General features: G+C 41.4%; 28 protein-coding genes. 17 read left to right on the forward strand and 11 right to left on the reverse strand.

The features are described 5' to 3' along the window. Nucleotides 1-6: 6 nt before the first annotated feature. A complete protein-coding gene (locus HYD28_06665; protein QLE08673.1) occupies nt 7-1,158 on the reverse strand; it encodes a hypothetical protein in 1,152 nt (383 codons plus the stop codon). A 128-nt stretch (nt 1,159-1,286) separates the two neighbouring features. Here HYD28_06665 and HYD28_06670 point away from each other — a divergent pair, with 128 nt between their 5' ends. Together HYD28_06670 and HYD28_06675 are read left to right on the forward strand one after the other, a co-directional pair. Further along, entirely contained in the window at nt 1,287-1,751 is a 465-nt protein-coding gene (locus HYD28_06670) for a MarR family transcriptional regulator (GenBank protein QLE08674.1), read from the forward strand. 86 nt (nt 1,752-1,837) lie between these two features. Next, nucleotides 1,838-2,587, forward strand: a complete 750-nt coding sequence (locus tag HYD28_06675) for a serine/threonine protein kinase (protein QLE08675.1) — start codon at nt 1,838-1,840, stop codon at nt 2,585-2,587. Between the two features lie 32 nt (nt 2,588-2,619). On the opposite strand, the gene HYD28_06680 is transcribed toward HYD28_06675, so the two are convergent. The 7 genes from HYD28_06680 to HYD28_06710 form a co-directional block, all read right to left on the reverse strand. After that, nucleotides 2,620-4,032, reverse strand: a complete 1,413-nt coding sequence (locus HYD28_06680) for a family 43 glycosylhydrolase (protein ID QLE08676.1) — start codon at nt 4,030-4,032, stop codon at nt 2,620-2,622. Nucleotides 4,033-4,281: 249 nt separating this feature from the next. After that, on the reverse strand, nt 4,282-4,752 hold the full coding sequence (locus HYD28_06685) for a hypothetical protein (GenBank protein QLE08677.1): 471 nt from the start codon (nt 4,750-4,752) through the stop codon (nt 4,282-4,284). Next, nucleotides 4,752-5,903, reverse strand: coding sequence for a PepSY domain-containing protein (locus HYD28_06690; protein ID QLE10504.1), 1,152 nt, complete (start codon nt 5,901-5,903; stop codon nt 4,752-4,754). Before HYD28_06690 ends, HYD28_06685 begins: the two co-directional genes overlap by 1 nt. Nucleotides 5,904-6,002: 99 nt before the next feature. Next, a complete protein-coding gene (locus HYD28_06695) occupies nt 6,003-6,842 on the reverse strand; it encodes a mechanosensitive ion channel family protein (GenBank protein QLE08678.1) in 840 nt (279 codons plus the stop codon). A gap of 33 nt (nt 6,843-6,875) precedes the next feature. After that, the gene (locus HYD28_06700) at nt 6,876-7,586 is read right to left on the reverse strand and encodes an LrgB family protein (protein QLE08679.1); all 711 of its coding nucleotides are present in this window, start codon (nt 7,584-7,586) and stop codon (nt 6,876-6,878) included. Further along, nucleotides 7,576-7,929, reverse strand: coding sequence for a CidA/LrgA family protein (locus tag HYD28_06705; protein ID QLE08680.1), 354 nt, complete (start codon nt 7,927-7,929; stop codon nt 7,576-7,578). The genes HYD28_06700 and HYD28_06705 overlap by 11 nt, the downstream gene beginning before the upstream one ends. 69 nt (nt 7,930-7,998) lie before the next feature. Then, nucleotides 7,999-8,790 (reverse strand): crotonase/enoyl-CoA hydratase family protein, encoded by a 792-nt coding sequence (locus HYD28_06710; GenBank protein ID QLE08681.1) that lies wholly within the window; start codon nt 8,788-8,790, stop codon nt 7,999-8,001. 264 nt (nt 8,791-9,054) lie between these two features. Between HYD28_06710 and HYD28_06715 the strand changes: the two genes are divergently transcribed. The 5 genes from HYD28_06715 to HYD28_06735 all read left to right on the forward strand — a co-directional run bounded on the left by HYD28_06715 (nt 9,055) and on the right by HYD28_06735 (nt 15,151). Further along, nucleotides 9,055-10,251, forward strand: a complete 1,197-nt coding sequence (locus tag HYD28_06715) for an efflux RND transporter periplasmic adaptor subunit (protein ID QLE10505.1) — start codon at nt 9,055-9,057, stop codon at nt 10,249-10,251. Between the two features lie 9 nt (nt 10,252-10,260). Next, the gene (locus HYD28_06720) at nt 10,261-13,374 is read left to right on the forward strand and encodes a multidrug efflux RND transporter permease subunit (GenBank protein ID QLE08682.1); all 3,114 of its coding nucleotides are present in this window, start codon (nt 10,261-10,263) and stop codon (nt 13,372-13,374) included. Nucleotides 13,375-13,491: 117 nt separating this feature from the next. After that, entirely contained in the window at nt 13,492-13,812 is a 321-nt protein-coding gene (locus tag HYD28_06725; GenBank protein ID QLE08683.1) for a DUF440 family protein, read from the forward strand. Between the two features lie 11 nt (nt 13,813-13,823). Next, entirely contained in the window at nt 13,824-14,666 is an 843-nt protein-coding gene (locus tag HYD28_06730) for a DUF481 domain-containing protein (protein QLE08684.1), read from the forward strand. Nucleotides 14,667-14,680: 14 nt separating this feature from the next. After that, nucleotides 14,681-15,151 (forward strand): hypothetical protein, encoded by a 471-nt coding sequence (locus HYD28_06735; GenBank protein QLE08685.1) that lies wholly within the window; start codon nt 14,681-14,683, stop codon nt 15,149-15,151. 71 nt (nt 15,152-15,222) lie between these two features. On the opposite strand, the gene HYD28_06740 is transcribed toward HYD28_06735, so the two are convergent. Both HYD28_06740 and ygfZ read right to left on the reverse strand, forming a co-directional pair. Next, nucleotides 15,223-15,708 carry a peptidylprolyl isomerase gene (locus HYD28_06740; protein ID QLE08686.1) on the reverse strand — a complete coding sequence of 162 codons (486 nt, stop codon included), beginning with the start codon at nt 15,706-15,708 and terminating at the stop codon, nt 15,223-15,225. 12 nt (nt 15,709-15,720) lie between these two features. Further along, nucleotides 15,721-16,632, reverse strand: a complete 912-nt coding sequence (gene ygfZ / locus HYD28_06745; protein ID QLE08687.1) for a tRNA-modifying protein YgfZ — start codon at nt 16,630-16,632, stop codon at nt 15,721-15,723. Nucleotides 16,633-16,752: 120 nt separating this feature from the next. Between ygfZ and HYD28_06750 the strand changes: the two genes are divergently transcribed. Then, nucleotides 16,753-17,004, forward strand: coding sequence for a succinate dehydrogenase assembly factor 2 (locus HYD28_06750; protein QLE08688.1), 252 nt, complete (start codon nt 16,753-16,755; stop codon nt 17,002-17,004). Between the two features lie 247 nt (nt 17,005-17,251). After that, on the forward strand, nt 17,252-17,404 hold the full coding sequence (locus tag HYD28_06755) for a hypothetical protein (protein QLE08689.1): 153 nt from the start codon (nt 17,252-17,254) through the stop codon (nt 17,402-17,404). Here the strand turns inward: HYD28_06755 and nadB are convergent. Beyond that, nucleotides 17,379-19,001: an L-aspartate oxidase gene (gene nadB / locus HYD28_06760; protein ID QLE08690.1), complete on the reverse strand. Its 1,623-nt coding sequence runs from the start codon at nt 18,999-19,001 to the stop codon at nt 17,379-17,381. The genes HYD28_06755 and nadB overlap by 26 nt on opposite strands. A 393-nt stretch (nt 19,002-19,394) precedes the next feature. Between nadB and rpoE the strand changes: the two genes are divergently transcribed. The 8 genes from rpoE (at nt 19,395) to era (ending at nt 26,437) form a co-directional block, all read left to right on the forward strand. Further along, a complete protein-coding gene (rpoE, locus tag HYD28_06765) occupies nt 19,395-19,976 on the forward strand; it encodes an RNA polymerase sigma factor RpoE (protein QLE08691.1) in 582 nt (193 codons plus the stop codon). Nucleotide 19,977: 1 nt separating this feature from the next. Then, complete coding sequence (locus tag HYD28_06770; protein ID QLE08692.1) at nt 19,978-20,604, forward strand: metal ABC transporter ATP-binding protein; 627 nt, start codon at nt 19,978-19,980, stop codon at nt 20,602-20,604. Between the two features lie 4 nt (nt 20,605-20,608). Beyond that, nucleotides 20,609-21,562: a MucB/RseB C-terminal domain-containing protein gene (locus tag HYD28_06775; protein ID QLE08693.1), complete on the forward strand. Its 954-nt coding sequence runs from the start codon at nt 20,609-20,611 to the stop codon at nt 21,560-21,562. Nucleotides 21,563-21,565: 3 nt separating this feature from the next. Then, nucleotides 21,566-22,015 (forward strand): SoxR reducing system RseC family protein, encoded by a 450-nt coding sequence (locus tag HYD28_06780; GenBank protein QLE08694.1) that lies wholly within the window; start codon nt 21,566-21,568, stop codon nt 22,013-22,015. A gap of 70 nt (nt 22,016-22,085) precedes the next feature. Continuing rightward, nucleotides 22,086-23,873, forward strand: coding sequence for an elongation factor 4 (gene lepA, locus HYD28_06785; protein ID QLE08695.1), 1,788 nt, complete (start codon nt 22,086-22,088; stop codon nt 23,871-23,873). A gap of 26 nt (nt 23,874-23,899) precedes the next feature. Further along, nucleotides 23,900-24,835 carry a signal peptidase I gene (gene lepB / locus HYD28_06790; GenBank protein QLE08696.1) on the forward strand — a complete coding sequence of 312 codons (936 nt, stop codon included), beginning with the start codon at nt 23,900-23,902 and terminating at the stop codon, nt 24,833-24,835. A 2-nt stretch (nt 24,836-24,837) separates the two neighbouring features. Further along, nucleotides 24,838-25,515: a ribonuclease III gene (gene rnc, locus HYD28_06795; GenBank protein ID QLE08697.1), complete on the forward strand. Its 678-nt coding sequence runs from the start codon at nt 24,838-24,840 to the stop codon at nt 25,513-25,515. Beyond that, the gene (gene era, locus HYD28_06800) at nt 25,505-26,437 is read left to right on the forward strand and encodes a GTPase Era (GenBank protein ID QLE08698.1); all 933 of its coding nucleotides are present in this window, start codon (nt 25,505-25,507) and stop codon (nt 26,435-26,437) included. Before rnc ends, era begins: the two co-directional genes overlap by 11 nt. Nucleotide 26,438 lies beyond the last annotated feature (1 nt).

Consider the following 26,438-nt stretch of genomic DNA (forward strand, 5'->3'; position numbering starts at 1 on the left):
GAAATATCAGCGATTAACAGCCAATTGCTTTGTTTGCATTAGTACATCCATAAAGCGGCGCTGCCAAATAGCCTTAAAGGCTTTGTTAAATAGGAATAAAAATATTAGCGGCATTAGCAACAGCTTTAAAATCAGCAGTGACAAGATATTCAAAAAGTCGATAAATAAGTCTTCGACGGCAGCCACCATGTTGCTAATGCCAGAGGTAACGGTATCAATAATTTTACTCACCTGTGACGATTGGTTTTGATTGAGTGATGCGTTAAGGTTTTCTAGTTGCTCGTTTAAGGCGTCTTTGTCTAGGTTAAGCGCTCTTTGTTGCGCGAGTACAGCATTAAATTGCTTTGTTAATTGCTGCTTTTTATCAAGTAGTGGCTTGGCTTGTTCAAGCTCAGTAAAAGTGAGTCTTTCAGACAAGCTGCGGGTTGCTTGAATCGCTTCTATTTGTGTTTCGATCTCTGCCAAATCACCTTTGAGCTCTGTGGCTCGCTGGTGGTTTTTAATTTGCTGTTCATTTAATAGCGATAACTTGTCGAAGATAGTTTGTTTTTCACTATCGACCTCAGCTTTTAGCTTAGCCGATAGGGCAGAGGCATTATTTGCACTGCTATTAACAGTCTCTACTTTTTCGCTCACAATTTCACTTTGCTGGTTTATTTGCTCATCTAAGAATATCTGGCTAACGAGGCCTGTTGTAAGCACCACCGCAGGTACTAAAAAGCGAATTAAAATCAAGCTTGCCATAATCTTATGACGTACGTTAGGCAAATAATTACGCCATTCACAAATAAAGTAAGCGACAACTGAAACTGTAAATACACCGCTAAAAATAACTCCAGAAGAAATGGTGTATAAAATGCGCTGTAAGAATAACGAGCCTATCGCAAGGCGCATGGCATCCGACATGTATTCTGCTAAGTCATTTACTGGGTCAAGAAGCTGTGCAGGTTGAATACTGGCAATACCAATGCCCACTTCGGCTGATTGCAACAGCGATATAGCAGCATTGACTGTTCGAGATGAAGCATAGACAAGTGTTGATTGCACAAGGGCGCTGTCGATAAAGCGCATGATGAAATGGTTATAATGCTCTAGCCAACAAAAAAGTAGCAGTATTGAAAGAGATAAATACTTGATAAGATGTTGCTTAGTTAGCATAACGCCCCCCGACAGTTTTTACGCTTACTCACGCTACACTATTCATAGTCGTAGAAGCAATCTAATAGGATTGAATTATTTTGCCGCTTAACTGTCTATGAATTGCTATTAATCGTTTTAGAGGAAATATGAAAGAACCTGCATCAATTGGTCAGTGCTGTATTGAAGATTTAGATCCCGTGCAAGACTTAGGTCGCTTAGTCTCTTATTTACGTTCAAACCTCGTTACTCACCTTGATGATGCTTTAGAGGATAAAGAGCTAACGTCGGCCCAATATATTGTGGTTGTGCTACTTGCGCGTGGTAAGGTAAATACCTTGGCTGAGCTTTGTGAGCACATGATGTATGACCGTGGCGCTATGAGTCGGTTACTTTCTCGTTTAGAAGACAAGGGCTTGGTTGCTAAAAAGCAGTCAGTTGAAGATCGCCGTTCAACTCTTTTATGCCTCACAAAAAAGGGCCAACAACTCTATCCTGAAATTTTACCAACCGTAAATGATATCTATCGCAAAGCACTTACAGGCTTCTCTGATGATGAGCAAAAGCAACTCGCAAGCTTGCTGTTTAGAGCAATTCATAATTTAAAAGCATAAATTTCTCTAAGCGGTACATTGTCGCTGTTAGAGCATTTTGATAATATAGTTGCCTAGGCATTTAATTTTAACAAGTCCGGGTTGTTATGTTTGAATCATCTTTGCTCGCGCAGCTTCACGCGCAATTTCCAGCTCATCAATTTAGCCCAGAAGGTTTGTCGGTTGTTCATACAGGCCGCTTTGCTAATGCCATTGTTTATCGTTACAAAGATGCGAAATTTGATTTAATTATTAAAGACTTTCAGCACAGCCCATGGTGGGTGAGAAAAACTATCGCGCCGCTTTTTATCAATCAGGAGTACAAGGGGCTGGCACGCCTGCAAGACGTAGACGGAGTGGTCGATAACTTTTGTCGTTTGTCATCTATTGCCATTGTTTACGATTTTATAGAAGGCACGCCACTTCGCCAGCTTGCCTTGCAACAGCAGCACTTACCGAGTGATTTCTTTAAAGAGTTTGAGCGTTTAGTTGCAAAAATGCACCGCCGCGGCGTGGTGCATCTGGATTTACGTAATTTGGGAAATGTGATTTGTTCAAAAGACGGTAAGCCTTACATCATTGATTTTCAGTCAGCGATTCGCTTTGCACGCTTTCCGCGCTGGTTACAGCGTTTTATGCGTGGTGCTGATATGAGTGGGGTTTATAAAGCGTGGCAGAAGTTAGCCAATGATTCATTACCACAAACGAAGGCTGATTATTTACACGACTTTAATCATGTTCGTAAGCGTTGGATTTTTAAAGGTTATCCCATACAACGCGCCTACTTATGGTGTAGTGGGGCAGTGACTCAGATACTCAACTCTGACTTTATTCGCAGTATATTAGATAGATTATAAAAAGCGCGCTTGCACGCGCTTAATGGGGAGAACTAGTATTTAGGCCAGCCATTAGCATCCCAATTAAGGGTGCTTATGAGCAATTTTGGCGTGCCATTATCACCTGCATCATAGGCATGACGAACAATCACATCGGTATTTAAAATGTCTTGTCCTCCTGGGCCTACCCATTGGCTATTACCCGCATCAAGAATGCTGCCGCCGCTGGCTAACATGTTGATGCCATTTTTATCTAGATATGGACCACGAATGTCAGTAGAGCGACCGTAAGCAATGCGGTATGTACTATTGGTACCATCACAGCATTTGCCAACCGAAACAAACAAATAGTAGTAGCCCTGGCGATACACTATGGTAGGTGCTTCGATCCCACCTGAGCGACTAGCTAACGAATAGATTTGGCCAAATGGTTTCATGGTCATCGGGTTAATACGTGTGAGTTTAATGCCCGAATTCCATGAGCCAAAGGCAAGCCATGGTGCACCATCTTTTGCCACTACAAGATCTGGGTCGATGGCGTTGTAATTATTGCTATTGGTGGTATTGATTACTAAACCATCATCACGCCAATCACCTGTTGCCACACTACTTGCAGAAGTAAGGCCAATAGCACTAACACGTGAACCAAAGGTCGAAATAGAATAATAAAGCCAGCTGCGGCCATTGTAGCTTTTTAATTCAGGCGCCCAGACATCAATTCCATCATGATCTGGCACGTAGTTACTCCACCAGCTTAAACCATTTGAGAAAATCGGTTGCGCATCATTCCAATCTACACCGTTGCTTGAATACTTACCGTAGATACCTGGGCCCGTTTGAAAAACCCACCAGGTGCCATTTTCATAGCCAAGGGTTGGATCGTGGGTGACTAAATTACCTGTAAGTGGCCAGTGATCTGCAGTGCCATTTGTCGTTGATGGATCAAATGGTGTTGATTCAACATTAGCAAGCTTGGTTAGTTGCCATTGCTGCGCATCGCTGCCGTTGTAGCTCCACTGGCTAATATTCGCTCCATCGTTGCCATCAAAAGCATATAAGTCGAGTGCTTTACCACTGTGTTCATTTATGAAGCTGTAGTAGCCGCTACCTTCATCATTAATTTGCCAATGTTGACTGGCAAGATTAGCGTATTCATATTGCACAACATTGCCACCATCGGCAGTTGAGAAGTCAAACACTTCGAGGGCTTTACCACTATTTAGATTAATAACCGAATAGTTGCTGCCACCTATGTTGGTAATTAACCAGCGCTGAGTATCGTGATTAGTGTTAGCCCATTGACTGACATTCGCACCATCATTGGTTTGTGCGCTGGCAACTTCAACAAACTTAGCACTGTACTTTGATTTAATCGTGTATACGCCATTATCAATCGCATAGGCACAGGGAAGTATCAGTGTTGATGCAAAGCTAAGCGCAGCGAGCGCTTTTTTTGAAAGTATCATTGTGTCTCCAAATCATTGTTATTGAGCTTTCCTTGTGTGTTCTGCTCCTTGGATGAGTTTTGATCAACACCAATCAATTAATAGCAGTGGTGCAGATTAAAACTATTTATAATACTTTATTATATTATTACCTTTGTAAAGGTTTTAGTGGGAATAATTAACAAAAAATTTACTTTCAACTGTTTTAGAGGGGGCGAAAGTGTTTTAAAGAGATACAAAAAAACCACTCAGTGAGTGGCTTTTCGGATGTTATTGAGTAATAAACTGACTGGGAATATCCCATTTCAGGGTATGTAGTTGACCTTGCCAAGTTTGAATGGTGATCCATAGTTTATCGTCTGCTGAGATGGTTTTTGGGGCAATAGCATGGGCATGCTGACCATGATTTGTACCATGCATTATGCCTTCTTCATCTTTGGCAAACTCAGTCAGTGACAAAGGCGCTTTACCAATATTTAGGTAAGCCTGGCGGATATTGCTGATGTCACCTTGATTAAAAGCAATAAAAAAATCTTTTACGTATTCATTGTGGTGTGAGTAAGGAGCATCTTCATTGAGCGGCATCGGCGCGATTTTAAATTCACCCGCTTGTTGCTCTTGCCAAAGAGCAGGAAACTGGGGATTTAATGATTGATAAATAAACCATACAGGCAAAGCTAGTATTACAGCATGCAAAATGTACTTTTTACGTTGCCACCAAGTTGCTTGTAAACGAGCCATTAGTTTGCCTCCTGAACATTATTTACTGGCGCAGCTTGGCGCGCTTTTACCGATTTGCTATTAACTAATTTAGCGGCATACATCATAAAACCTGTGATTGACATTCCACTTAAAATTAAACCAAAAATAAACCAAATAACTTTTGTCCAAAGACCGCCAATACTACCGTAATGCAGTGGATCGGCGATATGCGACAGGGTTTGTAAAGCGTTCATCGTCTCAGGGCTTTTGCTTACTGCAATTTCACCAGTCCATGGATTGACTGATGTTGAGTAGGCGTAGTTATCATAGAAAATAGTATCGCCACTTCCCATGATGTTAAACATGCCACGGTTATGCTCAGGGAGCATCACATAGCTTGCTTTGAAATCTGGGTATTTCTCTTTGGTAATCGCTAATGCCGCTTTTAAGTCTGTAGGCGGTGTTTGTTTATCTGCAGGTAAGGCTGACACAGCCACTAGCGGTGCGTGCTCTTCTATGTCTATTTCGTTATGCCACATGATGGCTTGTACTAAATACCACAGTCCAGTTAAAGCCATCACAGCCATAAACCAAATTGACCAAACGCCACTTAGGGTATGTAAATCTTTTAGAAAGGTTTTTTTACCTTGGTTAAAACGTAGTTTTGGCTGACTAAATGCACGCCAAAAGTTTTTATAAATCACTAAGCCTGTTACTAGCGCACCTAAAATGACAAAAGCCATGGCGCTGACTAGGTAGTAACCTACGCTGTAACCTTCTTGCCAAGGGAAGAATAGCCAGCCGTGTAGGGTACGCATAAATTCAATAAAAGAGATCGTGTCATTAACCGCTTGTACTTCGCCTGTATATTGATTGACGTAGGCCACAGCATAAGGTTTGTCAGTATCGGTGAAAATAACAGCATTCACCAGATAAGGCTCATAAGTGAGAACACTCATCACATCAGCTGTAGGGTAGGCTTTTTCAACGCTACTAATAACTTGATCAACACCTAGTGCTGGTAAGTCATTTGGGTTGTTTGCACGTGCTTCACTGTTAGTGAGCCAAGTAAGCTCATGGCTTATCACAGACACAGTACCTGTGATACAGATAAAGCAAAATAGCACCCACAAAGGGAGCGAAAACCAACCATGTAGTTGGAACCAAAGACGTTTACTCATGGTAAAAATAGCTCGACGTTAATTGATGATAGTAATTGTTATCATTTAAATTGTACTACAATGTTTTAAACAAACACAATCACTGTCGTCGAACTAGTAAAAAGGCTATTAAGCGCCTTTTTCGGAATTTTGATTCAGGGTAACAATCCGTTGTGGGAAAGGAATTTCGATATCCGCCCCCTGAATTGCTTTAAATACATTGCGGTTAACCGCTAATTTAGTCTCTATAATTTTGGTGGTTGGCACCCAAAAGCGATAGCTCAAGGTAACACCGCTTTGTGCAAAGCGCTCAATACCTACTTGTGCGTGAGGAGAGTCACTAACTAGCTCATGATCGTTTAAGACTTTTTCGATAAGCTCAATAGCTAGGTCAGCATTTGCATCATAAGCTATGTCTATTTCGCCTTTGACTAGTGAATAGCTAAACGAGTTATGTAAAATCTCGCCAACAATATGTTTGTTAGGAATGGTGATTTCGACTTTTTCTTCGTTAATAAGAATCGTGTGGCCAAGCTCAATGGTTTTAACTTGTCCGCTTACTCCTTTCACTTCGATAGTATCGCCAACGACAAATGGCCTTGTTGCAATGATCGCAAGACCAGCGCCGTAGTTTGAGAGCATGCCTTGCATTGCTAAACCTGCACCTAATGATGCGGCACCAATCGCTGCCACAAAAGGCGTGACGCTAATGCCTATTTTACCAAGGGCAATAACTAAGAACATGATGATCAGCAATACTTTTATGACATTACTGACAAAGTTGGTGAGGGTGATATCGATATTATGACGCTGCATGAGGCCAGCCACCATATTCGATACTTTTTGCGCAATCCATAAGCCAAAAAATAGAATTAAGATGGCACCTACAATTTGCATGCTATAGGTGACTAAATATTCCATTATCAGATTGTAGTATTTTTCGACTTGTTGTATTTCTGAGTCAATCATGTGTTTTCCTAACAAGGTTACTGCGAGCGTTGACTATACCAGAATATGCTGAATAACAGGATAGAGTATTGGCACTATAATAGCGCTTAGTAGTGCGCTTAATGCCATAGCTACAGAGGCAAAGGCGCCAGCTTTTGGCTGATCAGCAATCAATGACGCTGTACCAATGGCGTGACATGCAGTGCCAATGGCAACGCCTTTTGCTTGAGCGTTGCGAATATTTATCAGCGAGAAAATCAAATTACCAAAAATAGCCCCTAATACGCCAATAAAGATCACCATTGCTGCGGCCAAAGAGGGAATGCCCCCCAGTGATTCTGTCACTAATAAAGTGATCGGTGTCGTTACTGACAAGCTGGCAAGTGATGCACTTAACTGCGTGGGTGCGTCAAAAATATAGCATATTAGCGATGCTACCAGCGTCGCATTGAATACCCCTAAACTACAACTTATAAGAATTAATAGTAGGTTCTTTTTTACATGTATAAATTGCTGATAAAGCGGTAAAGCTAAAGCCACAATCGCAGGCTCAAGTAACCAACTTAAAATTTTACTGTGTTCGGCAAAAGGTGCATAAGGGAGTTTAAATATCACTAACAGCGCCGCAATTAAGACAATTGCCCAGCACACAGGGTTGCTAAGTGCTTTAGGAATGGCATGGTGTGCTTTAGAGTTCAAAAAGCGTAACACTAAGAAAAGAGCAATAATAAAAGGAACGCTTAGCCACCATAAACTAACTGTCATTTTCACGTCCTTTAAAGTAAGCAATAACAGAGCCTATTAGTAAAACACTGGTCAGTGGCACTACAAAAAAAATAGTCAGTAATAAAGGCCAATTCTGTGTAATTAAACCTAGGTGCTCAATAATGCCAACCCCAGCTGGGATGAAAAATAACGGCATATAATTAAGTAAAGGGCTGGCTGTCGGTTTTAAGTGTTGTTCTTTCACTAGGCCCGTTAACAGTAATACAAGCAGTAACACCATACCTAGCAATGGGGCAGGGAAAGAGCTTTCAAGCAAAGCCGTCAAATATTTAGCAACGGCTAAACAGCCAAGAATAATGATACTACTGATGAGGTATTTCATGAGTCAGGATGATTGCGAATAAAGTACAACTACATCATACCCTTGTCAGTTGTACTATGCGACTTTAGCTTACCATGATTTTGCATTATTAAATTTGATGTCTTCAGCGCCTTTCGCCTTCGCAATAGCCTTTTTGGTATTAGGGTTCATCAGTAAACGAATTTGACTCCATGTTTCTTTAGCGAGAATTTTGCGCTGCTGTGAGCGATAGCTTTGCTGAGTAATTCGTTTAATTGCAGCAAGGGTATCCGGCGAGCGGGCCATCAGTGTTTCGAGTACAGCGTCTGTTTGTTTATCAATGTCATCAGTTAGTTGCGTAACTAAGCCATATTCTTTTGCGTCTTCAGCCGAGATAGGGCCTGCATGACTTGCCAACCAAAGAGCTTGGTCGCGTTTCATCAAGCCAGCAAGTACCACGTTAGCCCCCATATCTGGGCAAAGGCCCCAACGCGCTTCCATTATGGCTAATTTGGCATTTTTATCGACGATGCGGTAATCAGCACCGAGTGCGATTTGCATGCCGCCACCAAAGCAATGTCCGTTAATTTTAGCAATCACTGGAATACTTAAATCTTGCCAACCTAACACGACTTTCTGCGCTAGGTTTTGGTTTCCTGGTAACCATTTGAATAAGAGTTTGACGATATTACTCGGCTTTTTCATCACCGCAGCAACATCTAGCCCAGAGCAAAAGTGTCCACCTTCGCCAGATATAACGACAGCGCGTAAATTGCGATCGCGTTTAATTTTTTTTATTGCGTTTGAAAGCTCAACAAACATAGCAAAACTTAGTGCATTTTGTTTCTCGGGACGAACAAGGCTAACCCATGCGACTTGTTGTTTTATTTCTAGTTTTATCATGGTAACTCCTCTGACCTGTTTGCTAGAGCTTACGAGTTAATTACAACTAAGTAAAGAATTGCTGATGTGTCGCAAGGAATCACTATATTTTCCAAAAATGGGTAACCTTGTCATATATTTAGTTACAAATTGATGTATATTTTTAAAACAAAGATGCTAGTTCATAGCTAGTTTGGTTTTGTGAATAGTTAGATACTTTCACAAAATCCCATGACACGACTAGACTTAGCTTTAAGTCGCGCTACAAGGAGTAAAAATATGCTGATGCGCAACACAGCTCGCATAACTAAACAATCATCTCGTTCTTTGGCTTTTGCTGCTTTTTCAGTAGCTTTAACAACCACAATGGTTGGCTGTTCAGATGATAAAGCACAACAACAAGCTACGCCGCTACCGGCCGTATCAGTATTTAATGTCGTCACACAAGAAGTTGGTAATTACCGAGAATTTGTTGCGCGTACTGAAGCATTCCAAGAGGTCGCAATTAGAGCCCGAGTTGAGGGGGAGTTAATAGAACGTCACTTTAATGAAGGCTCGTCTGTTGAAAAAGATCAGCTTTTACTAAGGATTGACCCATCTGAATATCGCTCAACGGTCGCAGAAGTTGAAGCTGACCTGAAAAGTAAAATTGCTGCAGCGGATGCTGCTGAACGTGATTTAAAGCGCGGAAGAGATGTGGCCGCACAAGGTTTTATTTCACAATCAGACCTCGATAAACTCACTACTAACTTTGAGCAAACGGCTGCAGCTGTAAAAGCGGCTGAGGCAGAGCTTGAAAAAGCAAAGCTTAATTTAAGTTATACAGATATTCGTGCACCGTTTGCAGGGCGTATTGGTAAAGTAAATTATGATGTTGGCAATATTGTTGGTCCATCATCAAATGAACTCGCAGAGCTTACCGATGTTGACCCAATTTACGTGAGCTTTCAGGTTGAAGAAGCAGATTACATCTCTTATCGCCAGCAACATCAAGCACCTTCAGATAAAGACCCTCGTGATGTGCCCATTGACTTAACTTTGCGTTTACCGAATAACTCGACATTTCCTGACAAAGGTGTACTGGATTTCGCAGATACTAAAATTAATCGAAACACAGGTACGGTTGAGCTTAGAGCTGAATTTGATAACCCTGATGGCATAGTTATGCCTGGCTTATTTGTTACCTTAATCGTTGAAAGTACCAATAAACAGGAGCTGGCACTCATTCCTCAAGTAGCGGTACAAGAAAACCAGCAAGGTAAGTTTGTACTTGTTGTTGATGATGAAAATAAAGTTGCTATGCGTATCGTCAAACTTGGTCGTCGCATTAATGCTATGTGGGTGGTTGAGTCAGGCTTAGAAGCTGGTGAAAAAGTCATAATCGAAGGTTTACAAAAAGTTCGCCAAGGTGCTGAAGTGAAAGCGGTTGAAAAAAACGTCGATGAGACAACTGGCACTATTTCTAGCAAAGCTAACTCTTAGGATTGAGATATGATCAGTAAAACTTTTATATCTCGCCCAAAGTTTGCCTTGGTAATATCGATTGTTATTACTATTGCGGGTTTAATTTCAATGGCATTGTTGCCAGTGAATATGTACCCGCAAATTACACCTCCGCAAGTTCAAATTAGTGCCAGTTACCCAGGTGCAAGTGCACAAATAGTTGAAGAGTCGGTGATCAGGCCCATAGAAGAGCAGGTTAATGGTGTTGAAGATATGATGTATATCGAATCAACATCTTCTAATAACGGTACGGCTAATATAACCGTGTACTTTAAGGTCGGAACAGACACAGATATAGCCCAAGTTAACGTACAAAACCGCGTCGCACTCGCTGAAGCAGGCTTACCTGAAGAGGTGAAACGTCAAGGTGTGTCGGTTAAGAAAAAATCGAGCTCGATGCTACTGGGTATTAACTTATATTCGAACCAAGAAAATATCGACGCAATTTTCTTGAGTAATTATGCGACAAACTATTTAACAGAGCCATTAGGGCGTATTAATGGAGTTGCATCTGCTGAAGTAATGGGCGAGCAAACTTATTCTATGCGCTTGTGGTTACGCCCTGATCGGATGGCATCACTTGGATTAACGGTGTCAGAGGTTCGAGCTGCGTTGCAAGAGCAAAATACCATAGTCGCTGCGGGTAAGCTTGGTGCTGCGCCTTCTGAACCGAGTCAGCAGTTTGAATATTCAATTCAAGCTAAAGGGCGCTTAAAAACCCCTGAAGAATTTGGTCAAACCATTATTCGCTCAAGCAAAGATGGCAACTTTGTACGCTTAAACGATATTGCACGTATTGAATTAGGTGCAGCAAGTTACAGTACAACAGCAAAGCTAAACCAGCAAGACACTGCGTTTATTGTTATTTATCAGCTGACAGAAGCGAATGCGACTCAAGTTGCTGCTGATGTAAAAGCACGTATGGCAGAGCTTGCTAAACAGCTACCGGATGGTGTTGAGTACTCAATCCCTTACGACACAACAGAGTTCATCAATCGTTCTATTGACGAAGTGGTTATTACTCTTGTTCAAGCGGTCGGCTTGGTTATTTTAGTCGTGTTTTTATTCTTACAAAATTGGCGCGCTACGCTTATTCCAACGGTTGCTATTCCAGTATCGTTAGTGGGGACTTTCGCGTTTATGATGATGATGGATTACTCCATCAACTTGATCACTTTATTCGGTTTAGTCCTTGCAATAGGTATTGTTGTGGATGATGCCATTATTGTAATTGAAAACGTTGAGCGAATACTTAAAGAAGAAAAATTGCCAATTAAAGAAGCGGTCACAAAAGCGATGGAGCAGGTATCGGGGCCGATAGTGGCAACGACCTTAGTATTGCTTGCGGTGTTTGTGCCTGTTGGCTTTATGCCCGGAATAACAGGGGAGCTTTATAAACAGTTCTCGGTGACTATTTCGTTTGCGGTACTCATTTCTTCTTTAAACGCACTGACATTAAGCCCAGCTTTGTGTGCTTTATTGTTAAATGAAAAGGCCATGAAGCCGATTAAATGGTTAGCGCCTTTCGAAAATATTATTACTCGCTCGACCAGTGGCTACAGTAAGGTTATTCAATTTATCTTAAAACGCACAGCAAGAATGGCGCTGTTTGCAGTGGTTATTTTTGCTGCGGCAGGGTGGTTGGTGAAAACAGTTCCTACGGGCTTTGTTCCAGCAGAAGACCAAGGATTTCTTTTTGTTGATGTGCAATTACCTGATGCCGCAGCAAGCGGTCGTACTAAAGAAGTGATGCACAAACTGGGTGATATAGTGAAAAATGAACCTGCCGCAACCGATTTTATTGCGGTATCTGGCTTTTCATTACTAGGTGGTGCAGGTTCTAATAATGCTTTGGGTATCGTCGTGCTCAAAGATTGGGAAGAGCGTACAAGTCCGGAGCTTGGATTACGCGCGGTACTGACGCGTTTAATGGGTCAGTTTTGGGCTATGCCAGATGCGCAAATCATGGCATTTAATCCTCCTTCAATACCGGGTCTTGGCACGAGTGCTGGCTTTGAGTTTAGATTACAAGACAGCGAAGGGCGTGAGCCTGCTGAGCTTGCACAAGTGTTAAATGGCCTGATTTATGAAGCCAACCAGCGTCCAGAGCTTTCTAATGTTTACAGTACATTTAGAGCGAACGTTCCACAGTATTTTCTTGAAATTGACCGTAATAAGGCAAAAGCTCAAGGGGTAGCGCTTAGTGATATTTTCTTAACTTTACAGGCGCAATTAGGGTCGTTATACATTAATGACTTTAACCAATTTAGCCGTACTTACCGCGTTATCATGCAGGCGGAAAGCCGTTTTCGTCAAAACCCTGCAGACTTGCAGTACTACTATGTACGAAATGATGAGGGGGCAATGGTGCCGCTCACCACTTTAGCTAAACTTGAGCCAATTCTTGGTCCAACAAGTTTGACCCATTTTAATTTATATCGCAGCGCCAGTATTAGCGGACAGCCAGCAGCGGGTTATGCCAGTGGTGATGCTATTAAAGCAATGCAAGAGTTGGCTGAGCAGCTACCAACGGGCTATGTCTATGAGTGGGCTGGGCAATCGAAACAAGAGATTGAAGCCGGAAATATGGCGCCCATCTTGTTTGGCTTAGCGGTGGTGTTTGTTTATCTATTCTTAGTAGCGCAATACGAAAGTTGGACAATTCCGTTCTCGGTAATTGCAGCGGTACCGCTGGCGTTATTTGGCGCCATGCTTGCGCTATATGTGATTGGTATGGAAAACAACATCTATGCGCAGGTTGGTTTAGTGCTCCTGATTGGTCTATCCACCAAGACCGCTATTTTAATTGTTGAATTTGCTATGGAAGAGCGCGCGGCAGGTAAAAGTATTTTTGAAGCGGCTCTTAACGCTGCAAGATTACGCTTTAGGGCTGTATTAATGACGGCACTCTCGTTTGTGCTTGGTGTATTACCGCTGGTGTTTGCAAGTGGCGCAGGGGCAGGTAGTCGTATATCGCTCGGTATTACCGTGTTATTTGGGATGCTAGCTGCAACCATCTTTGGCACCTTGTTAGTTCCGCTATTTTATACATTAGTGCAATCAATGCGTGAAAAAATAAAAGGCACAGCGAGTTCAGAGTAAAAATTCTTAAAATTACAAAAAAGTCAGGGTAACCTGGCTTTTTTTTTGGTAAAACTCAAAAGAGGTTTGTTATCATAGCCGAATTCAAAGCGATACACATGTGCAGAGGTTTAAGGAATGGCTGGTCCACGCTTATACAGTGAAGAAGAAGTAACTCATCAGGCTTATGATATCTTTTTAGAGTTAGCGCCTGATAACTTAAGCGAGCAAGATATTGCTTATTTTAACGAGCACAGAGAAGAGCTTGGCTTTATTGAAGAAGGTGAGCCTGACGAGCAGTGGCAAGATTTTGTTGCACTAGAAATTGAACCTGAGCTGTTTGTGCAAGTCTTAGTAGGGCTTGAATTCGACAATCAAGATATTTTATTTGCGAAAATATTAATTAGCCGAGACAAAGATGCACCGTTTTGCCACATCCTATGGAAAGATAGCGAATAACTCTCCAGCCGATGTTTGACTCTACTTTTAGTTGTTTTAATTCAATAAAACGAATTATTTTGCCCGCCCTGCTCGTATGCAGTTGGCAGGCTTTTGCTGTTGATCCGTTTGAAGACTTTCATGAATACGGACAATTATCAGAAGAAGAAATTCATAAAATTCATAAAGGCGAGTTGCTGTATGGAGATATGGAGTTTGGCTTTATGGTAAGTCGTGGCAATACCAACTCAACTAGTTTCAAACTCAAAGGTAATCTCTACCAAGACTTTGAAAAATGGCGCAACCAATTTAAGCTCGATACTTTATACAAACGTGACCGCAATGAAGAAACCGGTGATGAAGAAGTCTCAGCTGATCGAATATTTGTATCAGGCCAAGGCAACTATAAGTTAAATGTGAAAAATGAGTCGTTTTTCATTTATGGTGACTACGAGCGAGATAAATTTAGTGGTCTTGAGTTTAAGAGCACAGTAGCGACTGGTTACGGTAATCGCATTTATCAAGGCAGTAAGAATAAAGTCGATATCGATGTTGGCCCTGGTTTATATCGATCGGTGGCTGATCAAGATACGGCTACAGAAGAAGATCAAACAAAAACGGGTTATCTACTTCGTTTAGCGCTGCAGTGGGAGCGTACGGTCTCTGCGCGAACTCGCTTTAATCAAGACGTTAGTTATGAGCAATCGTTGTCAGGGTTAAACTCGCGTTTAAAATCAGAAACCTCATTGATCAGCAAAATCATGGGTGATGTTTCACTCAAATTTACCTATATGTATCGCTATAACTCAAAACCAGAGGAAGATAAGCTTAAGTACGATTCTGAGCTGAGTGCGACCTTTGTTTATAGCTTTTAAGAGAATACCTCACTATGTATCAACATAAGCAGTACGCTATTTTTATTTTTGTTATATTAGGCTGGATTGGCGGCTTCATCGCCTTAGCTTGGAATTTAATTGGTGCAGATATTCCGCTCATGGTGTTTAGCGCTATTTTGGTGCTGGTGGCCTTTTTATTCCATGGTTTAACCATCAAGGTCAACGATAAAACCGTAAGCTGGGCATTTGGACCTGGTGTATTTGGTAAAACAGTAGCTTTTGATGAGATTGAGTCTGTTCGAGCGGTAAGTAACTCATTTCGACATGGCATAGGCCTTCGTATTACTCATGATGGTTGGGTTTATAGTGTATCAGGATTCAGTGCTGTAGAACTGGCAATGAAAGACGGTACTCACTATCGCTTAGGAACCAACGACCAAGATGGTTTACTTGCTGCACTTAAATTGCATATTACTGAAGCTGTACCAGAAATTAGCAAAGAGGCTACGTCAGAAGCAGAGTAAATGATCAGCTATTTGACAGCAGTATATAGACATAAAAAAAGCGCCATAGGCGCTTTTTTTATGTCTATATTTTAATGGCTGTGACCACAACCACCTTCACCGTGCACATGACCATGTGCTAACTCTTCTTCAGTTGCATCGCGTACTTCAAGTACTTCAACATCAAAATGTAGCGTAATACCTGAAAGAGGGTGGTTACCATCTACAATGACGTCTTCGTCTTGAATTTCGATGATCATCACTGATTGGTCGCCAGCATCTGTCGTAGCGCGGAACTGCATACCAACTTCAATTTCCATACCTTCAAACATTGATTTTGGTACTGCTTGCATTAGGTCATCGTGACGCTCACCATAGCCTTGCTCTGGTTCAACGGTTACGCTGAATGTGTCGCCTGCTTCTTTACCTAATAGCGCATTTTCGAGGCCTGGAATTAAGTAACCTGTGCCAACGATGAACACTAGTGGCTCACCATCGAAAGAGTTGTCGATGGTGTTTTTGTTATTATCCAATACTGAATAATGCATTTTTACCACTTTGTTTGCTGCTACGATCATAGTCATTCCTATTTATTCATCTTCGAGAGAGTAAGGCAGAGCTTGAATTGATAACTCTACCTGAGGGAGGTGTTTTGCCCGCAAAATTTGGCCTGCTTCATTATCGTTAGGAAGCACAACCAGACCCATTAAGGTTTGCGTTTGTTGATTATAACTTTGGCTGATAAGCTTGCCGGCACGGCGCCAGTTTTCGCCCATTTGTGTTTCAAGCTCAAGCTCATCAAGTAAGCCTTCAGCTTTGCCTGACACGATATACATAGCACGTTTATTTTTGCCTAGGTATTTCATACGGGCTACGGTTTCTTGCCCTGTGTAGCAGCCTTTTCTGAAACTGATACCACCGAGCGCTTGCAAGTTAACCATTTGCGGTACGTATTCACCAATAGCATCGCTATTTAATGATGGCTCACCAGCAGCAATAGCTGCTTGTTGCCATGGAGCGTCATCTTCAAGCGCTATTACGTTATCAGGTAAGCTAAACTCATCATTGACCATAAGTAATACGCGGTTATTTGCAAGCTTGAGGGCTTTACCGTCAGCAAAATCGACTGCGTTATGCTCATCATCAAAAGTAATTGCTAAGGTTTCTAAAGCCGCTGTTAGGTCATCACCTAATAAGCCAATTAGCTGTTTTTCAGATTGCTGAATTTCTACTTGCGAAAATACAGCATATTTTTTTAACTCGACTAGAGATTGTTCTACCTCAGGCTTTGAACCTGCCAGGTAATAGCTGTCAAGGTGAGAAAACAACCTAAACACACCCCAAAGCTTGCCTTTTGCATTACAGTGGCCAGCCCAAAGGAAGTTGTCATTGCTTAACTTGTTGATATCTTGCGTGATTTGTCCGTGAAGGTAAGATAACTTATCTTTGCCTGTCAGGCTGATAAGTGAATAAGATAAAGGACATGCGTAAACAGTCGACATAAAAACCTTCTTTACGATATGAGTGAGCGCTAATGATAACTTAGTTAGGGTAGCAATTTAAATAGCTGTTTATTCGATAGCAATTTGGTAAACTGCAGACAAATAAGTACGAGGTTTAAAATGACTGAAATTCACAGTAAAGAACGTATTCGTTGGGCATGCCGTCGCGGTATGTTAGAACTAGATGTTTTATTTATGCCATTCGTTGAAGAAGCGTTTGACTCACTATCAAAAGAACAGCAAGCTGTTTTTCAACGCTTACTTGAGTGCGATGATCCTGATTTATTCGCATGGTTTATGGGTCACGAAGAGTGTAAGGACCCAGAGTTAAACGGTATGGTCGCGTTAATTTTAGACCGAGTTCGTGTATAGATTTACCGTTACAAATAACACCACAGACCACAAACCCTTTGTGGTCTTTTTTTGCTTGATAGCCATCATATTATGCTTTGCTTACCAGCATGTTATTGCTCAGCTTTTGGCGTGTTTAGCTTGTCTTTTTCTAGCCATTCTGTGTTTTAAAAAAGCCCAACATGCGCAGCCTGAAAATGGCGTTATTATTTTAGAGCAAGCAGAGCTTAGGTTCGTGAACGACAATCTTAAAATTCAAGGCCAGATAATGGCTAAAAGTTATGTGTTTGCTAATTTTGTAGTGCTAAGGCTGGCGGGGTTTTATAAATCACACTGGCTGATAATTAATGCAGCCAGTGTTGATGAAATGAGTTATTCGCGGTTAAAGCGTGCGATTATTGCAGTGCAGCAACCGTCTTAGGGGTTAAAATTGTTGGTGAGGGATTCTCGTTTTGCTCAGGATAATCAATAGTGTAATGAAGGCCACGGCTTTCTTTGCGCTCAAGTGCGCTGCGAATAATAAGCTCTGCGACCTGCACTAAGTTTCGAAGTTCTAACAAATTATTTGTAACCCTAAAGTTAGCGTAGTAATCATGAATTTCTTGCTGTAGTAACTCTACTCGGTGAAGCGCGCGCTCTAAGCGTTTTGTAGAACGGACAATACCGACGTAATCCCACATAAATAATCTTAGCTCATGCCAATTATGGGTAATAACAATTTCTTCGTCTGAGTTAGTTACACGACTTTCATCCCATAGTGGTAAAGCTTCAAGGGCTGGGCTTGAATCTATTTTGCTTAAAATATCCTTTGCGGCAGCATGAGCAAATACAATACATTCAAGTAGTGAGTTACTGGCCATGCGATTAGCACCATGTAAGCCTGTGTAAGCTACTTCGCCAACCGCATAAAGGTTGTCTAAATCTGTGCGGCCATTGAAGTCGGTCATAACACCACCGCAGGTATAGTGTGCAGCGGGTACTACCGGAATGGCTTCTTTGGTAATGTCGAGACCAACACTTAAGCATTTTGCGTAGATAGTCGGGAAATGCTCAATGATAAAATCTTTTTCTTTATGACTAATATCAAGGTATACACAGTTCGCGCCAAGGCGTTTCATTTCAAAATCGATAGCGCGAGCAACGATATCGCGAGGAGCAAGTTCTCCGCGTTCGTCAAAATCTTTCATAAAGCGGGTGCCGTCAGGGCGTTTTAAGTAAGCTCCCTCACCTCGCATTGCTTCTGTGATTAAAAAGTTTTGCAGTTCTGGGTGATATAAACTAGTTGGGTGGAATTGATTAAACTCCATATTAGCGACACGACACCCAGCGCGCCATGCCATAGCGATACCATCACCACTGGATACATCAGGGTTAGAGGTATATAAGTACACTTTACTTGCACCACCTGTTGCAAGTGAAACGAACTTTGCTTTAATTGTTTCAACTTTTTTATCGACACAGTTCCAAACATATAAGCCATGAACATGTTTGCCTTTTTTAGCTAGGCTTTTATCAGTGATTAAATCAATGGCATTGTAGTTTTCTAATAGGGTGATATTAGGGTGTGCTTGAACTTGGCTAATTAAGGTCGTTTGTACTGCACGACCTGTAGCATCAGCAGCATGTAATATGCGACGATGACTGTGACCGCCTTCGCGGGTTAAATGGAAACGTTCTTTACCTTTTGAATCAAATTCCATATCAAAAGGCACGCCTTGTTCAATGAGCCACTTTAAACACTTTTTAGCATTGCTAGCGGTGTAGTGGACTGCGTCGCGGTCACATAATCCGCCACCTGCATCCAACGTGTCTTCAACATGAGATTCAATGCTGTCATTCTTTTTGTCAAATACTGCTGCAATACCACCTTGAGCATATAAGGTAGAACCTTCGGTTAACGCTCCTTTACTAAGTACTGTCACTTTACAGTGATTAGCTAGAGATAAAGCAAGAGAAAGGCCAGCGGCGCCGCTGCCAATGATAGCGACATCAGTAATGTGATGTTTATTTTGGTTCATGTCTGTGGTCTTTGCGGTTACAATGCTCGGCTAGTAGTGCCAAAAGTTTGAGCAAATAAATTTTTATGTGGTATACGTATATGTACCATATTTGCTTTAACACTATTAGTCATTTTAATACGTTATACCAATCTTATTAGTTTTATCGTCACATAAACAGTTTATTGTTAACTGTTTTGAATTGTGAATTTAATATAGATAACCGTTGATTTTTAGGCAGTTATTAGGATTTCCGTGTAATAAGATTGGTATGACTCAATTTATTTGCGTGCTATTTTATAAAAAAATCATTTTAAACTGAACTTTTATATTCATGGTGCAGTCAGAGTTTGTGTAAACAATGGCGAGTATATGAATAGCAAGCAAGAATCAAACAGAGGAGTACCGGCTCGAATGAGCGAGCAGGATTTGGATTTAGCGCTAGTTAAAAGGGTCCAGCAAGGAGATAAAAACGCCTTCAACCTATTAGTTAGAAAATATCAGAATAAAATTGCAGGTTTGATTTCACGTTATGTATCAAACCAAGGTGATGTTGCTGATGTCGCACAAGAAGCCTTTATTAAAGCCTACCGTGCATTGCCTAACTTTAGAGGGGATAGCGCCTTTTATACTTGGTTATACCGTATCGCCGTAAATTGTGCTAAAAATTACTTAGTTGCTCAGGGCCGTAAGCCCCCAGCTAACGATGTTGATGCCGAAGAGGCAGAGTTTTATGACAGTGCTGATGCTATGCGTTCAAACGCATCGCCAGAAAACCTGTTATTAAGTGACGAAGTACGTGCTGTAATTTTTAATACGATTGATAGTTTGCCTGAAGATCTTAAAACCGCGATTACCCTTCGTGAAATTGAAGGTATGAGCTATGAAGAAATAGCCGTGGTTATGGATTGTCCTGTGGGAACGGTACGTTCACGTATTTTCCGTGCCCGTGAGGCGATTGATAATAAATTGAATCCATTAATAGGTGAGTCTTAGTATGACAAAAGCAGACGTTAACAAGTTGGATAATGAGCAGTTATCCGCGTTACTTGACGGCGAGCAGCAATTAACTGATCAAGCGATCACAAACGACGATGTGTCTACATTTGGTCGTTACGCAATGATTGGTGATGTAATGCGTGCTGAGGCAAATAATAACGCTTTTAACTTTGACATTGCAGATGCAGTGGCTGAAGCACTTGAGCAAGAACCTGTATACGCTGATTTCGCGAATAAAACAACGGTACCAAAAAGCGAAGAAATCGTGGCGGCAACAGGCACAGATAACGTAGTAGCATTTAATTGGCGTCGTCCATTTGCCCAAGTGGCAATTGCTGCCAGTGTTGCTATGTTTGCGATTGTGGGCGTACAAACTTTGCCACAAAACACCGAAGTACCACAAAATGACATTCCAACCTTACAAACAGTACCGTTAACCGGTATGGCTTCTCCGGTAAGTTACTCATCTGAGCAACCTGCGTTAGAGAATGCTCAGCAAGGTTTACGTGAATTACAACAGCAACGTATTGGTGCATTAGTTCTTGAACATCAACGTCAAGCGCGTGTTGCATATTCGCTAGAAGAATCGCAAACTGCAGAAAATGCAGAAGAGGAAAAAAACTAATTAAATGAAAGTTTTTACTTTTATTTTGTCGCTGGTATTAACGGCCCCTGCCATTGCTAGCGACGAAAATCCCGCCAAAACATTATTACATGATATGGCTACGGCCGTTCATACTCGCAATTTTGATGCATCGTTTGTAGTTGTAAAAGGCCAAGCGATGGAACCGTATCGATGGTTACATGCAAAACAAAATGATATCGAACTTGAGCATTTAAGTTTGCTTAACGGTGCTGGTCTTGAAATGGTGCGTGTTGATGATCAAGTTACTTATTTTGAACCGCATTCTGAGCCTTATTCAGTCAAAACAGACTCTATAGCTGGACCTATTCCCGAAGTGCTTTTTAAAGACATAGATAGACTAAGTGCTCATTATGACTTTGTTCTTGGCGGAAAAGGTCGTATTGCTGGTCGTTCTGCACAGTTAGTGCGCATCGAATCTAAAGATGAATACAAATACAACTATTGGATCTGGCTTGATACAGAGTCTTCGTTGTTACTTAAATCAGCCTATGTAAATCACAAAGGTGAAATGCTAGAGCAATTACAACTAACTCATATTAGCGTTACAGAGCAACCTGCGCCGATGTTAGTTGAAATGCAAAACCGTGAGTTTCCTGCTGTGCTTTCAACGAATGATATTGCCAGTGATAGCGACGGCGCAGCGAATGATTGGAAAATTGGCTGGCTCCCTGATGGCTTTAAGCTGTTAAAATCAGACCGTCATAAACTCGACTTAAACAATGAACTTGCTGACTATTATTTATATTCAGATGGGTTTGTTGAAGTATCTGTTTTTATTCAAAGACCCTTACCCGGTAAACGTGCAAGTGGTGCTTTAACATCAGGTGCGACGACGGTCTATGTTCACAATGGTGGTAGCTTTGATGTATCGGTTGTTGGTAATATCCCAGCTATGACAGCCAAAGCTATAGCAGAGTCGGTAGCGCGACCTCTTTAAATTATGATTGAACAAACACTCTCTGTCGTGTCAGTTAAAGGCACGACAGCGAATTTAGAAGCAGAGCAAAAGCAAGCTTGCGCAGGCTGTAATGGTCGCTGCGGTTCGCAGATCTTTGCTAAGCTGTTCGGAACAGCAAAAAAAACCTTTCCGTATACATTCGAAAAAGAGCTACAGGTAGGGCAAAAAGTAACCTTGGCACTCGATGATAGCCACTTGGTCAAACATGCAATGGCTGTTTATATGCTACCACTTTTGTTTAGTTTAGGGTTTGCTTTAATCGCATTTGCGGCTTTTTCGCTTGCTGAGGGCTGGCAAATTTTAGCAGCCGCCATTGGTGGCTTAACGGGCTATGTGATAGCTAAATCAAGGGTTAAGAGCCTAAAGCATGATATTAAAGTAATAAAAATTCACCCAATTGCTATTCCTTTCACTCAAATAGATGGTGATTAAAGCCAATTAAATGTAAAATTGCCGCTTTATACACTTAGTCCATTTTATATAGAAGTTTAGAATCCAGTTTATGAAGCATATCCGTAATTTTTCGATCATCGCCCATATTGACCATGGTAAATCGACTCTCTCTGACCGTCTTATCCAAGTTTGTGGTGGTTTAACAGACCGTGAAATGCAGCAGCAGGTGTTAGATTCAATGGACATTGAGCGTGAGCGTGGTATTACCATCAAAGCGCAAAGTGTAACGCTAAATTATAAAGCTAAAGACGGCGAAACATACCAGTTAAACTTTATCGACACGCCAGGACACGTTGACTTCACATACGAAGTATCACGCTCACTTGCAGCCTGTGAAGGTGCACTTTTAGTTGTTGATGCGGGTCAAGGTGTAGAAGCACAAACCTTAGCTAACTGCTACACAGCAATTGAAATGGACTTAGAAGTTATTCCAGTTCTAAATAAGATCGACTTACCACAAGCTGATCCACTTCGTGTAGCAGAAGAAATAGAAGACATCATTGGTATCGATGCCCTAGATGCTGTGCAATGTAGTGCTAAAACAGGTATTGGTATTGAAGAAGTACTCGAAATCATTGTTAAAGATATCCCGCCACCAGAAGGCGACAAAGATAAGCCACTACAAGCGCTTATCATTGACTCATGGTTTGACCCATACCAAGGTGTTGTATCATTAGTACGTATTAAACACGGTGAACTACGCTCAGGCGATAAAATTAAGATCATGTCGAATGATCAAGTTCATATCGCAGATAAAGTAGGTATTTTTACACCAAAGCAAACTAACACGGGCATCTTGAAAACCGGTGAAGTTGGCTTCGTAATTGCGGGTATTAAAGAAATTCATGGTGCACCAGTAGGTGATACTATTACTTTACAGCGTAACTCTGCTCCAGAGCGCTTACCAGGCTTCCAGCGTATTAAACCACAGGTTTACGCAGGTATGTTCCCAATTTCATCTGATGACTATGAATCATTCCGTGATGCGCTTGATAAACTGAGTTTGAACGATGCTTCGTTATTCTTCGAGCCAGAAAACTCAACAGCACTAGGCTTTGGTTTCCGATGTGGCTTCTTAGGTATGCTTCACATGGAAATCATCCAAGAGCGTCTTGAGCGTGAATACGACATTGATCTTATTACAACTGCACCAACAGTAATTTACGAAGTAGAGACTAAAGACGGAACTAAACAGATAGATAACCCGTCTGACTTACCGCCGGTGAATAATATTCTTGAAATCCGTGAGCCAATTGTTGAAGCTAACATATTAGTACCGCAAGAATTTTTAGGTAACGTAATTACGCTTTGTGTTGAAAAGCGTGGTATGCAAACTAAAATGAGCTACCATGGTAAGCAAGTTGCGGTGACGTACGAATTACCGATGGCTGAAGTAGTAATGGACTTCTTCGATAAGTTAAAATCAACAAGCCGTGGTTTTGCATCACTTGATTATAACTTTAAACATTTCCAAGCTTCAGACATGGTACGTGTTGACGTATTGATTAATGGTGAGCGTGTTGATGCGTTAGCTATTATTGTACACCGCGATATTGCACAATCACGTGGTCGTCAGTTAGCTGAAGCACTGAAAGACTTAATTCCACGTCAGCAGTTTGATATTGCGATTCAAGCAGCGATTGGGCAGCATGTTATTGCGCGTACAACAGTTAAGCAATTACGTAAAAACGTAATCGCGAAATGTTACGGTGGTGACGTGAGTCGTAAGAAAAAACTGCTACAAAAACAAAAAGAAGGTAAAAAGCGAATGAAGCAACTAGGTAACGTTGAAGTACCTCAAGATGCATTCTTAGCTATCCTTAAAGTTGGTAAATAATTAGAAGTAAATAAAGGAATTAATGCATGGCGGGTTACTTTTCTATTTTCTTAGTGTTGTTAACGCTAGGCTCAGGATTAATTTGGTTAATTGACCACTTTATGTTTGCGCCAAAGCGTCAGCAACGCATTGCCCTTGCTCAAAACGCGGCAGGTGGTGAGTTAGACGAAGAAACTGCTGCATTAATTGCGCCTGAGCCAAGTATCACTGAAACGGCTAAATCAATTTTTCCAATGATTGCGGCAATTACTATTTTCCGCTCTTTCATTTTTGAACCGTTTCAAATTCCATCGGGCTCAATGATGCCAACCTTATTGGTGGGTGACTTCATTTTGGTACAGAAGTACTCATATGGCATCAAAGATCCAATTTGGCGTAGTCAGTTAGTTGACGTTGATGAACCTGAACGTGGTGATATTGTGGTATTTAAATACCCATTAGACGAGCGTGTGGATTACATTAAACGTACGATTGGTTTACCAGGCGATAAAATTGTATATCGCAATAAGCACCTTTATATTCAGCCGAAATGCGCCGAAGGTGTGACTCAGCAAGGTGATTTGCTGTGTAATGAATACAACAAAATTGATATGGAAATCCTCAATAGTGACGAGTTCAAGCAGGGTTCTATGAATTTAGTGCGTTTAGAAGAAAACCTAAGCACAGTAAATCATAATATTTTGATTAACCCGCAAGCTCCTGAAATGAAAGGCCGTTATTATCAACAACCAGGTACACGCTCAGACGAGTGGGTTGTTCCTGCCGATCATTATTTCATGATGGGTGATAACCGTGATAATAGCCAAGATAGTCGCTTTTGGGGCTTTGTACCTAAAGAAAACTTGGTAGGTAAAGCCGTCTTTATATGGATGAGTTTTGAATTTGAAAATGGCCCAGATGACTTTTTACCAGGCTGGGTTCCAACTGGTGTTCGCTTTGAACGCCTAGGTAATATTCAGTAACGATGAAAAAAAACGTAACAGAGTTATACAACAGAATAGGTTATACATTTACTGATCAAGCTTTGCTTGAGCAGGCAATGACGCACCGTAGTCATAAAGGCCAACATAACGAGCGCTTAGAGTTTCTTGGCGACTCAATTTTGAGCTTTGTGATTGCAAATGCGCTATATACTAAATTTCCAAAAGCACGCGAAGGTGATTTAAGCCGTATGCGTTCGACCTTAGTTCGTGGTCAAACATTAGCTGAATTCGGCCTTGAATTTGGCTTAGGCGATTACTTACGCTTAGGTCCAGGTGAGCTTAAAAGCGGTGGTTTTCGCCGTGAATCAACCCTAGCTGATGCCGTTGAGGCGATTATTGGGGCAGTGTTCTTAGACTCAAACATTGAACAATGTGGTGAGTTAATTTTAAGCTGGTACGAGTCGCGTCTTGACGCAATTTCGCCGGGCTTAAATCAAAAAGATCCTAAAACATTACTTCAAGAATACTTACAAGCGCGCAAATTATCGTTACCTGGCTACACTGTAATAGATACAAAAGGCCAAGCGCACAATCAAACATTCACGGTTGAATGTATTGTTGAAGGGATGGATAGCATTATCTCAGTAGGTAGCTCTCGTCGTAAAGCTGAGCAAAAAGCCGCTGAAAAAGCCTTAAAGATACTTAAAAATGAATCTTGATGATTTAATTAGCAAAGAACCTGCAGAGCTAGACACGCACTGCGGGATGGTTGCCATTGTTGGCCGCCCAAATGTAGGTAAATCAACCTTACTTAACTATATTGTTGAGCAGAAGGTGTCGATTACTTCTCGTAAGCCACAAACTACACGTCACCGTATCATGGGTATTCATACCGAAGGTAAATACCAAGCTGTTTATGTGGATACACCTGGCTTACACGTTGAAGAAAAACGCGCTATTAACCGATTAATGAATCGTGCTGCATCAAGCTCAATTGGCGATGTAGAACTTATAATCTTTGTGGTTGAAGGCACACACTGGAATGAAGATGATGAGATGGTGCTAAACAAAGTACGTCAAAGTGGTCGTCCAGTGTTATTAGTTATGAATAAAATTGACCAAGTTAAAGACCGTGATTTAGTGCTTCCGCACATGCAGTTTTTGGGTGGTAAATTTGATTTTGTGGCTATTATTCCAGTCTCTGCAAAGCAGGGTAAAAATATTGATTTAATCAAAGATGAAGTGAAAAAGCGTTTACCGCTTTGTGAGTTTTACTTTCCTGAAGACTACGTAACAGACCGTTCAATGCGCTTTATGGCGGCAGAAGTTATTCGTGAAAAGCTGATGCGTTTTATGGGTGATGAGCTTCCATATTCAGTCACCGTTGAAATCGAGCAGTTTAAATGGCTAGAAAACGGTGTTTGGCAAATTAATGGCTTGATCCTTGTTGAGCGTGAAACGCAAAAACGCATGGTGATCGGCAATAAAGGCGAAAAGTTGAAAGTGATTGGCCGTGAAGCTCGTAAAGACCTTGAAGACATGCTGGATAACAAAGTCTTTTTAGAACTTTGGGTAAAAGTGAAGTCTGGCTGGGCTGACGATGAGCGTGCGCTACGTAGCCTTGGCTATGGTGAAGACTAAG

Origin of the sequence: Pseudoalteromonas shioyasakiensis (assembly GCA_013391845.1) — a bacterium.
Classification (GTDB): Bacteria; Pseudomonadota; Gammaproteobacteria; order Enterobacterales; family Alteromonadaceae; genus Pseudoalteromonas; species Pseudoalteromonas apostichopi.